The organism is Lactobacillus sp. UMNPBX17 (genome assembly GCF_002553735.1).
Lineage (GTDB): Bacteria > Bacillota > Bacilli > Lactobacillales > Lactobacillaceae > Lactobacillus > Lactobacillus gallinarum.
Genome location: NZ_PCYT01000045.1, coordinates 1 through 13,757, shown reverse-complemented (window position 1 = coordinate 13,757; position 13,757 = coordinate 1). Strand labels below are relative to the sequence as shown.

16 protein-coding genes are annotated in these 13,757 nt (G+C 38.1%); 2 read left to right on the top strand and 14 right to left on the bottom strand.

The genetic code is table 11. The features are described from left to right. The 5 genes from CP368_RS07370 to CP368_RS07350 all read right to left on the bottom strand — a co-directional run. Window positions 1-161, bottom strand: a 161-nt coding sequence (locus CP368_RS07370; protein WP_158227428.1) for a helix-turn-helix domain-containing protein, incomplete at its 3' end; no start/stop codon positions are given. 436 nt (window positions 162-597) lie between these two features. After that, the gene (locus CP368_RS07365) at window positions 598-1,083 is read right to left on the bottom strand and encodes a threonine/serine exporter family protein (RefSeq protein WP_056945632.1); all 486 of its coding nucleotides are present in this window, start codon (window positions 1,081-1,083) and stop codon (window positions 598-600) included. A gap of 2 nt (window positions 1,084-1,085) precedes the next feature. Beyond that, on the bottom strand, window positions 1,086-1,856 hold the full coding sequence (locus CP368_RS07360) for a threonine/serine exporter family protein (protein ID WP_025005870.1): 771 nt from the start codon (window positions 1,854-1,856) through the stop codon (window positions 1,086-1,088). Between the two features lie 10 nt (window positions 1,857-1,866). After that, window positions 1,867-3,408 carry an ABC-F family ATP-binding cassette domain-containing protein gene (locus CP368_RS07355; protein WP_087363579.1) on the bottom strand — a complete coding sequence of 514 codons (1,542 nt, stop codon included), beginning with the start codon at window positions 3,406-3,408 and terminating at the stop codon, window positions 1,867-1,869. Between the two features lie 8 nt (window positions 3,409-3,416). Then, the gene (locus CP368_RS07350; protein WP_098036425.1) at window positions 3,417-3,794 is read right to left on the bottom strand and encodes a hypothetical protein; all 378 of its coding nucleotides are present in this window, start codon (window positions 3,792-3,794) and stop codon (window positions 3,417-3,419) included. Window positions 3,795-3,927: 133 nt separating this feature from the next. Between CP368_RS07350 and CP368_RS07345 the strand changes: the two genes are divergently transcribed. Then, the gene (locus CP368_RS07345; protein WP_087363580.1) at window positions 3,928-4,485 is read left to right on the top strand and encodes a GNAT family N-acetyltransferase; all 558 of its coding nucleotides are present in this window, start codon (window positions 3,928-3,930) and stop codon (window positions 4,483-4,485) included. Here the strand turns inward: CP368_RS07345 and CP368_RS07340 are convergent. From CP368_RS07340 to CP368_RS07325, 4 genes are all read right to left on the bottom strand, one after another. Next, window positions 4,482-5,171 carry a DUF554 domain-containing protein gene (locus tag CP368_RS07340; RefSeq protein ID WP_087363582.1) on the bottom strand — a complete coding sequence of 230 codons (690 nt, stop codon included), beginning with the start codon at window positions 5,169-5,171 and terminating at the stop codon, window positions 4,482-4,484. The genes CP368_RS07345 and CP368_RS07340 overlap by 4 nt on opposite strands. Before the next feature lie 67 nt (window positions 5,172-5,238). Then, window positions 5,239-5,499, bottom strand: coding sequence for a Txe/YoeB family addiction module toxin (locus CP368_RS07335; RefSeq protein ID WP_087176229.1), 261 nt, complete (start codon window positions 5,497-5,499; stop codon window positions 5,239-5,241). After that, complete coding sequence (locus CP368_RS07330) at window positions 5,499-5,750, bottom strand: type II toxin-antitoxin system Phd/YefM family antitoxin (RefSeq protein WP_087176228.1); 252 nt, start codon at window positions 5,748-5,750, stop codon at window positions 5,499-5,501. Before CP368_RS07330 ends, CP368_RS07335 begins: the two co-directional genes overlap by 1 nt. Before the next feature lie 108 nt (window positions 5,751-5,858). Next, on the bottom strand, window positions 5,859-7,103 hold the full coding sequence (locus CP368_RS07325; protein WP_098045933.1) for an LCP family protein: 1,245 nt from the start codon (window positions 7,101-7,103) through the stop codon (window positions 5,859-5,861). Between the two features lie 161 nt (window positions 7,104-7,264). Here CP368_RS07325 and pepF point away from each other — a divergent pair, with 161 nt between their 5' ends. Further along, window positions 7,265-9,061, top strand: coding sequence for an oligoendopeptidase F (gene pepF / locus CP368_RS07320; protein WP_098045932.1), 1,797 nt, complete (start codon window positions 7,265-7,267; stop codon window positions 9,059-9,061). Window positions 9,062-9,122: 61 nt separating this feature from the next. Here pepF and CP368_RS07315 read toward each other — a convergent pair whose 3' ends face one another. From CP368_RS07315 to CP368_RS07295, 5 genes are all read right to left on the bottom strand, one after another. Next, complete coding sequence (locus CP368_RS07315; protein WP_098044189.1) at window positions 9,123-9,395, bottom strand: bacteriocin immunity protein; 273 nt, start codon at window positions 9,393-9,395, stop codon at window positions 9,123-9,125. Next, the gene (locus tag CP368_RS07310; RefSeq protein ID WP_098044188.1) at window positions 9,396-10,910 is read right to left on the bottom strand and encodes an L-lactate permease; all 1,515 of its coding nucleotides are present in this window, start codon (window positions 10,908-10,910) and stop codon (window positions 9,396-9,398) included. A 259-nt stretch (window positions 10,911-11,169) separates the two neighbouring features. Further along, complete coding sequence (locus CP368_RS07305) at window positions 11,170-11,964, bottom strand: metal ABC transporter permease (RefSeq protein WP_025005878.1); 795 nt, start codon at window positions 11,962-11,964, stop codon at window positions 11,170-11,172. Beyond that, the gene (locus CP368_RS07300; protein ID WP_025005879.1) at window positions 11,964-12,611 is read right to left on the bottom strand and encodes a metal ABC transporter ATP-binding protein; all 648 of its coding nucleotides are present in this window, start codon (window positions 12,609-12,611) and stop codon (window positions 11,964-11,966) included. The genes CP368_RS07305 and CP368_RS07300 overlap by 1 nt, the downstream gene beginning before the upstream one ends. Before the next feature lie 31 nt (window positions 12,612-12,642). Then, window positions 12,643-13,560, bottom strand: coding sequence for a metal ABC transporter solute-binding protein, Zn/Mn family (locus CP368_RS07295; RefSeq protein WP_098045931.1), 918 nt, complete (start codon window positions 13,558-13,560; stop codon window positions 12,643-12,645). Window positions 13,561-13,757: the final 197 nt, after the last annotated feature.

The window sequence follows — 13,757 nt, the reverse complement described above, 5'->3', positions numbered from 1 at the left end:
TAGTGCTTAGCATGATAATTGCTTCGATTGCGTCCTACATAAGAGTTGTAGACAAAGCGTTGCGCATCATAGTTCAACTTAATGATTTTCTTTTGCTTAGAACTAGGATAAAAGCGAAGCTTAACGCCAAAATGATAGGCTAAGCTGCTCATTCTCTTCATGATTTCACCTCCTTCTGTAGATTAGATATTTATATTGTACAGGGAAGTCGAACGTATGTCTCTATTTTTAGAATAAAAAAAGCTGACTGCTAGGTCAGCTTGGCCCTATCCATCCCCGCATTAAAATACGGGGATTTTCGGGCGTTTTTCATTAAAAATCAAGCTGTAAACTGGCATAAATTAGAACAGAGTTACGACCAACAAGGTCGACAAGCGCTTTACATTAGTTAAACAAAACAAAAAGGACAAGCTTTATGGAAAGCTTGTCCTTTTTCAACTCAAGGCACATGCAAAAGCACATGTGGACATTTAAACTGTTCACATCAGTATGTCCACCATCAGCACTTCCCGTGCTTGCCACTTAAGGCGGATGTCCTCTATCTCATAAATATACGCATCTCGCGTTCATTAATCGACTCGTCAACTAGGAATTGTACTATCTTTTACGTTTCATGTACAGCATTATCTTCTTAAAATGGCGATATTTTATTCTATAGAATGCTTCAATGCACATCGTAGATAACAAGAAACCTAACCCAATTGCGGCAGTAACAATTGCCACTCGCAAAATCAGCTCTTGTCCTTGTGTATAATTGCCTGCTACAAGTGCACGAACGGCCTGATAAGCTGGCATCCCCGGCACCAGCGGTACCAATGCAGGAATATTAAAGATCGTTGCAGGACATTTTTTTCTCCTAGCAAAAAATAATCCCAAAATTCCGATTAAAAATGCACTAATCAGATTAGAAACCATTCTGCCCATACCTAAGCGAAAGCAAAACCAATAAGCCATCCAGCCTACTGCTCCACTAATTCCAGATGAATTAAGCGCACGATGTGGGACATTAATAGTTAACGCAAATCCTACAGAAGCAATATAAGAAAAAGCAACATTAATTACTATCTCTAACCAAAAAGGCATCGTTATACCCCCATGAATTTCAAGATCATTCCGACTCCACCACCTAAAGCAAGTGCGGTTAAGACGGCTTCACACATTCTTACAATTCCAGATAGCAAATCACCCATAAATAGATCTCGCAATGCATTGGTTAAGGCAAGCCCTGGAACCAAAGTCATTAGCGCTCCAATCAAAATATTATCCACGATCATCTGTGAATCTAACCAATTCAAGCCTACTGCTAAAAGTCCCATCACCATCGCCGCAATTAATTCTGATAAAAAGCGAACTTTAGTGTACTTTTTAAATTCACAATATGCCCAAAAACCGACACCACCCACTAAAGCAGCTCCTGGAAAGTCGACCCAATCATAATTATCCATAAACAGAACCATCAAAGTCGCACTCAGAATTGCTGCACCAACTACTTGCAACCACATAGGGAAAGAAGGAGCATTAGCTACTTGGACTATCTTTTCCTTCAATTGTTGTAAATCAATTTGCTTAGCTGCAAATTGTCGCGATAATGCATTAACACGATCCACTAACTCCAGATTAATATTACGATCTCGCACTTGCTTCATTTGAGATAAGTTACCCCCATTTAAGCTCATAAATACACAAGTAGGAGTAGCAAAAACACGCGGATCTTCTGCACCCGCGTTCCGAGCAATTCTAAGCATCGTGTCTTCAACCCGATACATTTCACTACCGCCTTCAATCATTAAGCGTCCAGCGGTTAAACAAATATCCAATATTTCCTGATAAAATTTAGTATCGTGCTTATCGGACATAGTTTTATCCTCAATTCATTGTTTCAATATCTATAGTCTTATCTACCCAATCGCCATGGAAGAAATCTCGTTCGTGACTAACAATAATTACTCCACCTGGGAAATTGACGATGGCTTTTCTCAAGGCATCTTTCGTATCGTTGTCCAAGTGGTTAGTTGGTTCATCAAGGAAAAGCAAGTTAGCTGGTTCAAATTGCATCTTAGCTAATTTTACTTTTTCCTGTTCCCCACCAGACAATTCTTTCAATGGACTCATCGCTTGTTGCGCAGTCAAACCCATACGAGCAAGTGCCTGTCTTAATTCCTTAGGCTTCTTGCGTTCAAATTCTTCCTGCAAATATTGTAGCGGCGTCATATTATTATTTGGCCAAGCTAAATCCTGCTTGAAGTAAGCTAATTTTGCCGTTACTGATAATTCATACGAGCCATAAATTGGCTTGAGTTGTCCTAATAACGTCTTAAGCAAGGTAGTCTTACCAATTCCGTTAAAACCAGTGATTGCGACCTTTTCGTTGCCACCAACGGAGAAATTAAAGGCAGACTTAACTAACGCATGATCATAACCAATTACTAAATCTTGCGTTTGTAAAAGCAAGTTAGAAGCCGTAGCCACGTATGGAAATTCGAATTTAGCCCGACGGTTGTTTTTAGGTGGGGTTAAAATATCCATTCTTGCCAGTTGCTTTTCACGTGACTTCGCACTCTTGGCACGAGTACCAGCCTTGTTCTTACGGATATATGCTTCGGTCTTAGCAATCTTGCGTTGCTGGTTAGCATATGCCTTAAGGTAAGTTTCACGGTTAGCCGCTTTTTGCCGCAGCGCTTGCTTCAACGTACCGGTATAACGCGTAATCGTACCAAAATCAATATCAATAATACAATTGGTAATTCTACCTAAAAAATCATAGTCGTGACTAACTACGATAAAGGCGCCAGAGAAGTTGTTCAGATAATCAACTAGCCAATCAATATGTGATACGTCCAGGTAGTTGGTTGGTTCGTCTAGCACCAAAACATCAGGGCTTTGCAAAAGAAGCTTAGCCAAAATAATTTTGGAACGTTGACCACCTGATAATTTGGAAACATCGTGGTCATAGCCGAGGTCCGCTAAACCCAACCCAGCTGCAACTTGTTCAATTTCGGTATCAATATCATAAAAATTGTTCTCTTCTAGGTAGGTCTGAATCTTACCTGCTTTTTCTAGCAATTGATTATCACTATTTTCAGCATACTTGGTATATAACTCATTTAATTCTTGTTCTTTTTTAAACAGCTCATCAAAAGCAGTCCGCAAAAAGCCGCGAATGGTTACCCCTGGTGCAAGCTTAGCGTACTGGTCCAAATATCCTACATCGATCTTATTTTGCCATTTAACTTGACCGTCATCTGGAATAATCTCACCTGTCAAAATCTTAATTAGCGTAGATTTACCTACCCCATTTTGACCGGTAACCCCCATGTGATCTTCCTTATTTAATACAAAGTTGGCATCTTCGTACAAAGTCTTATCAATAAAGCTTTGACTTAAGTCTTTAACAGTTAATAAACTCATTTTTCCCTCTAACTATTATTTGTAGATTCTTGTTCTTTTTCATACTTTTGCAGCGCATCAAGTACACGTGGCCAGTAGCGTTTAGGCAAAATCAACTGCAAGCGATCGTGATAAATTGGAAAATCGCTCGGTTTCATCCCCGTAATATTAGCCACTTCTTGATCTGTTAACTTATATTTATAAACGATGCGCTTAATTTCAACTGAAGCATGCCCTCTAAAATAAGACAAGCAAAAAAAGAAAATTGCAAAAATACCTGCCAGTATAATCGCCAATTGCAGATTTAATCTAAAAGTGTGCAGGCAAATAAAAAATACGGCAATAAAAGCAATTATTGCGGAAATTATGCCATAAATGACTGGAAATATTGATTCTTTTTTTTGCATAATTTTCTCCCTTCAACACAAAAGCAGTAACTTTTACGAACTTAGCAAAATTTAGCTAACTTTGCAATGACTTTTAATTATGAATTAAGTATACTTGCAATAACTCAATTTGTATTTAGAAAGAAACGATAAAATGAATAAAAATATCCATTACTATTTTTCATTAATCCACTTCCAAATCGATGATTTAGATATTCACTTAGTATTGCCGCAAACTTGGCAAGCAATTGATCTTTATCATGCAATCGCCCATGATCGAGAAAGCCTAGGTAAGTGGCTGCCCTGGGCCTACAATATGAAATCTTCAGCTGATGAAGCTAAATTTATCAAAACCATTCAAGCTAACATGGTTCAAGAGCGCATGATTGTATTGACTATTCTCGTTAACGGCGAACCTTGCGGCATGATTGATTTGCATAATTTAATTACCAACCAAAAAGGCGAAATCGGCTATTGGCTGTCTAGCAAATATCAAGGCCGAGGCATTATGACTAAAAGCGTACGTGAAGTGTGCAAATATGCCTTCAGTGAGTTAAATCTTAAATACGTTGACTTAATTGTTGCAGTTGAAAATGGTAAAAGCACCCGCGTTGCGCAAAATGCAGATTTTAAACTAATGGGAATTAAAGACAACTTGATTCATAACCATAGTATGGCTGGCAAAATTTTCAGAAAATTTAATTCAAATTAAAATAGGCCCGTTACATCTTTAATAATAAAAAAGATAACTGGTACTAGCAGTGCAGGCAAAAAATTCAATGTCTTTACATCACGAATTTTTAATAAAGCTAGACCTGAACAGGCAATTAAGAAGCCACCAACAATGGAAATTTCTGTTACAAGTGGACCGGTAAAAAAGCTGGCTGATAAAAACTTGGCGACGAGATAAATACTGCCTTGCCAGCAAAATAGAACTGGAGCAACAACCAGCATCCCCCAGCCGAAGCTTGCACCAAAGACCATCGACGTTACAAAGTCCAACGTAGAATTAGTGAACAGCATGGTGTTATCGCCCTTTACAGCTGCAATAACGGGACCAACAATGGAAAGTGCCCCAATACAGCAAAGCAAAATTTCAGTTGCAAGACCCTTGCCTAAATTGGATTTGCCAGTTTTAGCAACTAAGCGATCAAAATGTCCAGAAATATCAAGAGCGGTTCCACATACACCGCCTAAAGCTAGGCTGACAATGAATAAAACGGGATACTGGCTCTTCGGCATGTTGTTGGTCACGTTTTCCCAGCCAATGCCTAGAGCAGCTAAGCCCATTGCGATAAATAAAACGTCTTCGTAACGCTTGTTAATCCCCTTTTTTACTAAACAGCCAATGGACGTTCCTACTAATAACGCTAATGTGTTCACGATTGTCCCAATCATCTTTCTCACCTCTCAGTTTATTTTACATCAGCAAAAAACAGCATCCCAGATCGGGATGCTGTTAATTTTAATCGGAATAGTGAAAGCGAACAGATACTATGTTCAATCCATCTTCATTTACAAAATATACAAATCGATGTTCATTAGTAATCCGTCGAGACCATAATCCCGCCATATCTCCCTTAAGCGGTTCTGGCTTACCTATCCCTTCAAATGGTGTTCGTCTAGTATTTTGAATTAACTTACGAATACGTTTAACAATTTTTTGATTATTATCAAGCCAATACTCAAAATCTTTCCATGATTCATCGGACCAAATAACTTTCATTACTCCCAGCTATGTTCCTTTCCCTTGCCGGCTTTCAATTCAGCCCACGATTTCATAATATGATCTACATTGGCTTTAGAACTACGCAAATATGCATTTTCAATCAGATTATCGTATTCATCTTGACTCATTAAAACAGAATTATCTTCACCATTACGAGACGTAATAATAATTGCATCTGCATCATCATTTACTTTTTTCATAAAGGACTTCAAATTATTTCTAACGTTTGAATAAGCCTCTGCTTGCATAATAATCCTCCTTCGCATAGTTTTGACAATTTTTTGTACAAGTATTATAGCATAGAAAATATATTTCACCTACAAAAACAGCATCCCAGATCGGGATGCTGTTAATTTTTACCATCGAAACTTCCAGCCACCACTACTTGATGATGAACTAGAACTGCTGCTATTTGACGATGATGAAGCATTTGGATTCTTACCATAACCAGAATTAGAACCACCAGTAGGCTTATCTGAATTTTGATCATAGATTCGATAATTAGTAAATGGTTGCGGATCGTCCCACTTGATATGACTATTTTGGTCATTCAATTCGTTTTGTCGTGTCTCTTCATTATCTAATGTTTCAGTTTCTAAACCTAAATTCTTCCGAATTCTATTAGAAACCTTCTGCAATTCTTCAGTTGAAGCAACTTGAATTGAAGAACCATCAATCCAGGCATCATGACCTTGAATGTAGCCACTCTTCAAATTCTTAGCACAACCACGATAATTCAAAGTAAGACTAAGCATATCGTTAAAGGTCAAATTAGTTTTCACGTACTTGTTAAAAATATCAATTAACTTACGATAATTGCTCAGCGTATTAACAGACATGGCCTTATGCATAATCGCCTCAATTACTTGGCGTTGACGAAGTTGACGACCATAGTCCCCACGTGGGTCTTCTTTTCTCATACGGACATAAGCCACAGCGTGACGACCATTCAAGTGTTGCTTCCCTTTATGGAAATCACACCAATCATATGAAAAGTCAAACGGCACATTAACGTCTACGCCACCTACTGCATTAACTAAGCTGCGCAATGCCTTCATATTCACTTCTAGATAATAATCAATTGGTACATTTAACATGCTTGAAACAGTCTTCATGCTGGATTGACTACCACCAATTTCATAGGCAGAGTTTACCCTGAACATGAAATATTCGTCTCCCGGATCTCCCTTAATATCAGCTAAGGTATCACGCGGAATTGAGGTCATCGTTGCAGTATTTTTTTGCGGATTAGCTGTAGCTAAAATCATGGTATCTGAATTACCACGATCATGTCGTCCTTCAATACCTTGATCCACACCTAACACTAGGATAGAAATAGGTTGTCTATTAGCAATCTTAGCTGAAGCCGGTACATTGCTATCCCCCTTACCATCAACTGCACTATGAATGGCGAAATACATGTGCGCAGCCCATGCTACTCCAAAGCAAACAACCACTAATGCGACTACGCCAATAAAGCGTGCAAACATATTACCACTTTTTAATGCAGAACTGTCTGCAGCAAAAGCACGATTGCGGTGGAGATTAAGTGAGGAATGTCTTGCTCGGTATTCTTCTCTTCGTTTTGGATTTTGGTCCATTCTTTGTATCTTTTCCCTTCAAAATTAATACATGTTAATTTGTATCACTTTTAATCGCTAGATAAAATAAAATTACTTATAATTAATAATAACTTATTTTTTGTGTTTCATTGTACATCGAATTATGATGTATACAAAATGTAATTAATGGAGGAAAATTTATGGCGATTCCAACAAGAAGCGAAGTCCCAGAAAATATGAAGTGGGATTTAACCCGAATCTTTAAAACAGACCAGGACTGGGAAAATGCCTACGACAAGGCAAAAGACGAAGTAGCTAAGCTAAGTGAATTAAAGGGCAGTTTGGCTAAATCAGGCAAAGACTTATATGAGGGCTTAACCAAGATTTTAGCAGTTAAGCGTGATGTGGAAAATATTTACGTTTATGCCACTATGTCTAGCGACGTTGATACTTCTAACTCACATTATTTGGGCTATGTTAGTCGCGTGCAAAGCTTGTCCAATCAATTTGAAGCAGCAACCAGCTTTATTAATCCTGAGATTTTAAGCATCCCTGCCGCAAAGTTTGAACAATTTAAGAATGATGAACCAAGATTAGCTGATTATGCCCACTATTTGGAAATGATTACTAATAAGCGCCCTCATACCTTGCCAGCAGAAGAAGAAAAAATTATCGCTGATGCCGGGGATGCCATGAGCGTGTCCGAGAACACCTTTAACGTTTTAACCAACTCTGACATGGAATATGGCTACGTGCAAGACGAAGACGGCAACATGGAACAATTATCCGATGGTCTTTATTCATTATTGATTCAGTCCCAAAACCGTGACGTGCGCAAAGGCGCCTTCGATACGCTTTATGCAAGCTATGGTCAATTCCAGAACTCACTTGCATCTACTCTATCTGGTGTTGTGAAAAAGCATAACTACAACGCTCGTATGCACAAGTATGACTCAGCTCGAGAAGCCGCATTAGCTGATAACGGCGTGCCTGTTGAAGTCTACGACACATTAATCAAAGAGGTTGATTCACACCTTGATTTGCTCCACCGTTATGTCGCATTGCGTAAAAAGATTTTAGGTCTTAAAGACTTACAAATGTGGGACATGTACGTGCCACTAACTGGTAAGCCTGCTTTGTCTTATAACTTTGAAGAAGCAAAAAAGGTTGCTAAAGAAGCCTTGAAGCCACTTGGTGAAGACTACTTGAAGCACGTTGATTATATTTTTAATAACCGTGTGATCGACCCTGTTGAATCTAAGGGTAAAGTTACTGGTGCTTACTCTGGTGGTGCTTATGACACCGATCCATATGAGCTTTTGAACTGGGAAGACAATATCGATTCACTTTATACTTTAGTTCACGAAACTGGGCACTCAGTTCACTCTTGGTACACCCGCCATAGTCAACCTTACATCTATGGTGATTACCCAATCTTCGTAGCTGAAATTGCTTCAACTACTAACGAAAATATTTTGACCGAGTATTTCCTGGACCATATTACTGATCCTAAGACACGCGCATTCATCTTGAATTACTACCTTGATTCATTCAAGGGTACTTTGTTCCGTCAAACTCAATTTGCGGTATTTGAACAATTTATCCATGAAGCAGATGCTAAGGGTGAACCATTGACTGCTAATATTTTAGATGATGTGTATGGTCAAATTAACCAGCACTACTACGGCGATAGTGTTGAACCAGGTGGCGATATTGCGCTTGAGTGGTCACGGATTCCGCACTTCTACTACAACTTCTACGTTTACCAATATGCGACTGGTTTTGCGGCTGCGACAGCTTTGGCTAATAAGGTTGTGCACGGTGGTCAGGCTGACAGGGATGCATACCTGGGCTACCTTAAGTCAGGTTCTAGCGACTATCCTACTGAGATTATGAAGCGTGCCGGCGTTGACATGACCAAGCCTGATTATTTGGAAGATGCTTTCAAGACTTTTGAAAAGAGATTGAACGAATTCGAGAGCTTGATTGGGAAGTAAAAAATATTTATATCGAAAAAGCTGACAATTCATTTTTACGTGAATTATCAGCTTTTTTATTTTAAACGGAGCCTGTTAAACCAGCTTCAGCCCATTTATTTGGATTTTCATCTAGCATAATTTTTAACTTAGTTAACGTTGACGGTAACTTGAAATCATGCGTCAACGAATAATTATCAATCTCTTGATTTAATTTAAAAACAACCTTATTTAGATCAATATCTTGTTCTATTTCAATCAAAGCATGATCAATTATTGTCATTGTTTCAGGATCACCAGTAATATCTGGCTGTGTTTGCATACTAAGCAAAATAGATTTTATTCTTTGATTCATTTAAATCATACCTGCAACTAAACCAACTACATACAAGAAGATACAACAAATCACAAGATACAAACTGCCCCATTTGACAGTTTCCTTCAAGATTTCACCTTCATCACCTTCGAGGTGAATTGCACCGGTCGCTACCGCAATGTTCTGTGGTGAAAGCATTCCTGCTGTCGCACCAGTCATATTTGAAGCAACAACCCAGTACTTGCTTACGCCTAAGTCCGCTGCTGCTGACAGTTGCAAGTTACCAAAGAGCACGTTAGCTGAAGTAGCAGATCCTGTTAAGAATGTTCCAAGAGCCCCAATAAGCGGCGCAAACAATGGGTAAACAGGGCCAAGCAAACTTACCAATGCAATAGCTAACGCATCAGTCATACCAGCATAGACCATTACCTTAGCCAGACCAACAATGGCACAAACTGTAATTGCGGTCTTCCACACGCTCTTAATGCATTGTCCTAAAATTTGCATCATTTTCTTAAAACTAACGCCTTGGATGGTTCCCCCGATTAATGTAGAAATTAAAAGTAAAGTTCCTGGAGAATTTAACCAATTAATGGCCAAGGTATTCGGATTTTTCCCCGTATAAACAACCAAATTAGTTGTCACCTTGCTAAGCAAATTGTTAACTGGTGCTACCAATGATGATGCAAAAATGACGAAGATGAAGACTAAGATAAATGGTGAACATGCCTTAAGCATTTCATTTGTACTTGGACGCTCCACATCAGATTCTTCCTCATCTTCATGCCATCTAGTAAACAAAACCGTAATAGCGATTGAGCAAAGAGAACCTACAATTGCAGGTAATTCTGCACCGACAAATTTAGCAGCTATTACCTGGGGAATAGCCATTCCTAGTCCTGACATCAAGGTAATTAAGCCAACGCCTTTTACAGCTTTAATACTGCCTTCTGTCAAAATTACCAGGATAAATGGTACTAACACTACCAATACAAATAATTGCAAAGTTACAATGAAAGATAAATTTTCTTGCTTCAAGTTAGTTACTTCAGCTAATGTTAAAATCGGCAAGCCAATTGCACCAAAAGCTGTTGCTGTTGTGTTGGCAATCAAACTAATTACTGATGCTCTAATTGGATCTAACCCAAAAGCAATCAAAATACCTGCCGCGATTGCTACTGCTGTACCAAAACCGGCAATTGATTCAAGAAAGCCGCCAAAGCCCCAAGCGATAATTAGCACGATAATACGCTTATCAGTTGAAATCGTGGCCAGCATATTCTGAATGGTTTTCATTCCGCCCGACTCAGTAGTCACATTGTATGCGAATAACGCCATCACGATCACGAACATGATTGGCCAAATACCCATGATGATCCCTTCTAAGGCTCCCGTCATGGTATCTAAAACAGGTAATTTAAAGCTAAAAATTGCAAGCACAATTGTTAATACCAATCCAATTACACAAGCTCGTGCAGCTGGCATGCGCATCACACCAAGTGAAATAATCAACCAAATGATTGGCAACAACGCAATCGCAAACTTAATCCACATCTAACCCATCCTTTATCGTAAAATATCTTGTAGTATATTTAATCATTAAATAAGTCAAAAGTTAAAACCAAATACTCAAATTTTATTAATTATTACAAATTCTAAAATTTTTGCTTGCAACTTTGCTCAACAAACTATATAACAATTAATGGAAAGTAAAATTTCTCACATCATTTGAGAACTACTCCTCGGAATGGAGTAGTTCTTTTTCTTTTTCAAATAAAAAACAGGTTGAATTTCTCAACCTGCTTTATTTCTATTAACGATGTTTAACTACATGGAGGCCATAAGCAACCAGATAAATTACTACTTCGATTGTAGCAATAAAGAATGTGACAGGCCAATTAGTGATAAAACCTAAGTATAGACCTGCCCAAACACCAATTAAGGCAAAGAAAACCGACCATGCAATCATCGCTGGAATTGTTCGACCAATATAACGGGCCGTTGAAGATGGCAATGTTAGCAAAATAAATACTAACAATGAACCAACAATTTGTGCGCCGATAGCAACTGACATAGCTAAAGAAATTAAGAAAACAATTCCTACTAAGCCAGTATGCACACCGTGCGCAATCGCACCTATATGGTCAAATGAATCAAAGTTCAAGTTCCTTTGAACCAGCAAAATCATCAGCAAAACGATAACTGATAAAACAACCAATTGGATTACGCCTTGCTTGTCTACGCCGATAATACTACCGAACAAAATATTCGTCGCATAACGGCTGTTAGACCCTGAAATAGCTAGGAACAAGACACCCAATCCAATAAACAGTGCAGAAATCGCACTAATTGAAGATTCCTTTTGATCACTATGCAAAGACAATTCACCAACGCCAATCGAACCTAATAACGTGAAGAGCAGCATCCCCCATAACGGCGCAATACCGATAAACACGGCAAAGGCTGCCCCCGCAAAGCCAATTTCTGACAAAGTATGAGCTAAAAATGCATAGCTGCGTGCTACAACATAAACTCCGACGACCCCACAGGTAATCGCAATAAATGTACTTGCTAAGAAGGCATAACGCATAAATTCATATTGAAACATTATTCGAAATCCTCCTTAAACTCACTCATCTTTCCTTGTCTGATTGAACCCTTGTTAAGGTACAAGTAATCAGTCATATATTTTTTAGCTAACGGAATATCATGAGTAACGAACAAAACCGTAATTTTGTGTTCTTGATTAAGGTGCTTGATTAGCCCCATTAATTCTTCCTTAGCCGCCGGATCAAGACTCGCTGTTGCTTCATCCAAGATAATCATATTAGGACTATCCAGCAGCGCCTGAGCTAAATATGCACGCTGTTTTTGACCTCCTGAAGCTTCACCCATTCGAGTATCCTTAATCGAATCTAAGTGAGTTTCAATCAATTGATGATCAATTTGATCTTTCACCTTTTTTGTTTTAAAAAGTGGTGCATTTAAACCTATAAATGCACGAATTGAAAGTGGATATTCTGAATCAATATTTCTAAATTGTGGCACATAGCCTAATTTAACATCTGATGAGAAATTATAGCTACCATCAGTTGGCGTAAGCATCCCCATCAAAATCTTAATTAATGTTGTCTTTCCCGTTCCGTTTGGTCCCAAGAGAGCAGTCATTGATCCTTTTTCAAGATGAAAGTTAATATCCTGAAAAACGGTCTTTGTATCAAATCTCATTGAAAGATCATTCACATCTAAAATCAATTTAGCATCCCCTTTACTTGCTAAATTCTATCTATTTTTTGCTAATATTAGCTAAATTTTGGTAATTTTCTCTCATCCAATCCAAGTAAGTCATATGATTTGGAATTGTTTCGCGAACGTTAAGTATTGGCACACCGTTTTCCTTAGCAAGCTTAACAAAAGTCTTAACAGTTGAACTACTTGCTTGAGTGTTATTAACAAAGAATGCGATCTTCTTATCCTTAATTTCATTAGTCATCTTATTGATGGTCTTAGGACTTGGATCAGTACCATTTTCAATTGCTTCTTTAAATTCCTTGTCGCCAATCTTGTAGCCAGCTTCTTCTAAACCGTAATCAAAAACAGGTTCACTAACGAAAACAGGCTTATTGTTCTTCTTATCAGTTGACTTGGCAATTTGCTTGATCTTAGCAACTTTAGCTAAGTACTTGTCACCATTTTCCTTAAAGTAAGCTGCATGTTTTTTGTCTAACTTAGACAAACGCTTAACTAAGTAGTTAACATACTTGGTTGGCATATCTAAATCATACCAGATATGAGGGTTGTCGCCCTTCTTGAGTCCCATTAAGTCTTCACCCACCAAGACTGGTTTCTTGCTTACTGAACTAGCTAACTTGTTCATCCAAGTGTCATAACCCAAGCCATTAGCTATGATAATGTTAGCCTTAGTCAATTCCTTGGCATCTGCAGTTGTTGGTTCAAAATCGTGTGGGTCAGTTGCACTGTTTTTAATAATGGCTTGAACACTGCCGTACTTACCTACAACATTCTTAGCAATATCTGCATAAACATTAGTTGTAGTCACAATTGAAACCTTGTCAGAGTTAGTTTTTGCACCTTTTTTATTTGAGCATGCGGAAGCTAAGAGCATAATCATGCCCATTAATCCCATGATAAAAAGTGACTTAGTAATTCTAGATTTTATTTTTCTCAATATAATTTCCTCCATACAAAAAAGCATTTAAATCAGAAAGTTCAGCAATTCTTTTCTGACTTAAAGTTAGAATAAGCTAGTTTGATAATCGTGTCAATATTTTTAAGCGTATACAAATAGCACCAGTGCCTCTTAGACCTGATGCTATCAATAAAAACTTATAAATTATAAGAAATGTTTAAAATATAAAATTTGCTGAATTTTATTTAAAT

Bases quoted from the DNA above. Each gene is read 5' to 3' on its own strand.
- CP368_RS07365 (WP_056945632.1), bottom strand. From the start codon at position 1,083: ATGCCTTTTTGGTTAGAGATAGTAATTAATGTTGCTTTTTCTTATATT.
- CP368_RS07360 (WP_025005870.1), bottom strand. From the start codon at position 1,856: ATGTCCGATAAGCACGATACTAAATTTTATCAGGAAATATTGGATATT.
- CP368_RS07355 (WP_087363579.1), bottom strand. From the start codon at position 3,408: ATGAGTTTATTAACTGTTAAAGACTTAAGTCAAAGCTTTATTGATAAG.
- CP368_RS07350 (WP_098036425.1), bottom strand. From the start codon at position 3,794: ATGCAAAAAAAAGAATCAATATTTCCAGTCATTTATGGCATAATTTCC.
- CP368_RS07345 (WP_087363580.1), top strand. From the start codon at position 3,928: ATGAATAAAAATATCCATTACTATTTTTCATTAATCCACTTCCAAATC.
- CP368_RS07340 (WP_087363582.1), bottom strand. From the start codon at position 5,171: ATGATTGGGACAATCGTGAACACATTAGCGTTATTAGTAGGAACGTCC.
- CP368_RS07335 (WP_087176229.1), bottom strand. From the start codon at position 5,499: ATGAAAGTTATTTGGTCCGATGAATCATGGAAAGATTTTGAGTATTGG.
- CP368_RS07330 (WP_087176228.1), bottom strand. From the start codon at position 5,750: ATGCAAGCAGAGGCTTATTCAAACGTTAGAAATAATTTGAAGTCCTTT.
- CP368_RS07325 (WP_098045933.1), bottom strand. From the start codon at position 7,103: ATGGACCAAAATCCAAAACGAAGAGAAGAATACCGAGCAAGACATTCC.
- pepF (WP_098045932.1), top strand. From the start codon at position 7,265: ATGGCGATTCCAACAAGAAGCGAAGTCCCAGAAAATATGAAGTGGGAT.
- CP368_RS07315 (WP_098044189.1), bottom strand. From the start codon at position 9,395: ATGAATCAAAGAATAAAATCTATTTTGCTTAGTATGCAAACACAGCCA.
- CP368_RS07310 (WP_098044188.1), bottom strand. From the start codon at position 10,910: ATGTGGATTAAGTTTGCGATTGCGTTGTTGCCAATCATTTGGTTGATT.
- CP368_RS07305 (WP_025005878.1), bottom strand. From the start codon at position 11,964: ATGTTTCAATATGAATTTATGCGTTATGCCTTCTTAGCAAGTACATTT.
- CP368_RS07295 (WP_098045931.1), bottom strand. From the start codon at position 13,560: ATGGAGGAAATTATATTGAGAAAAATAAAATCTAGAATTACTAAGTCA.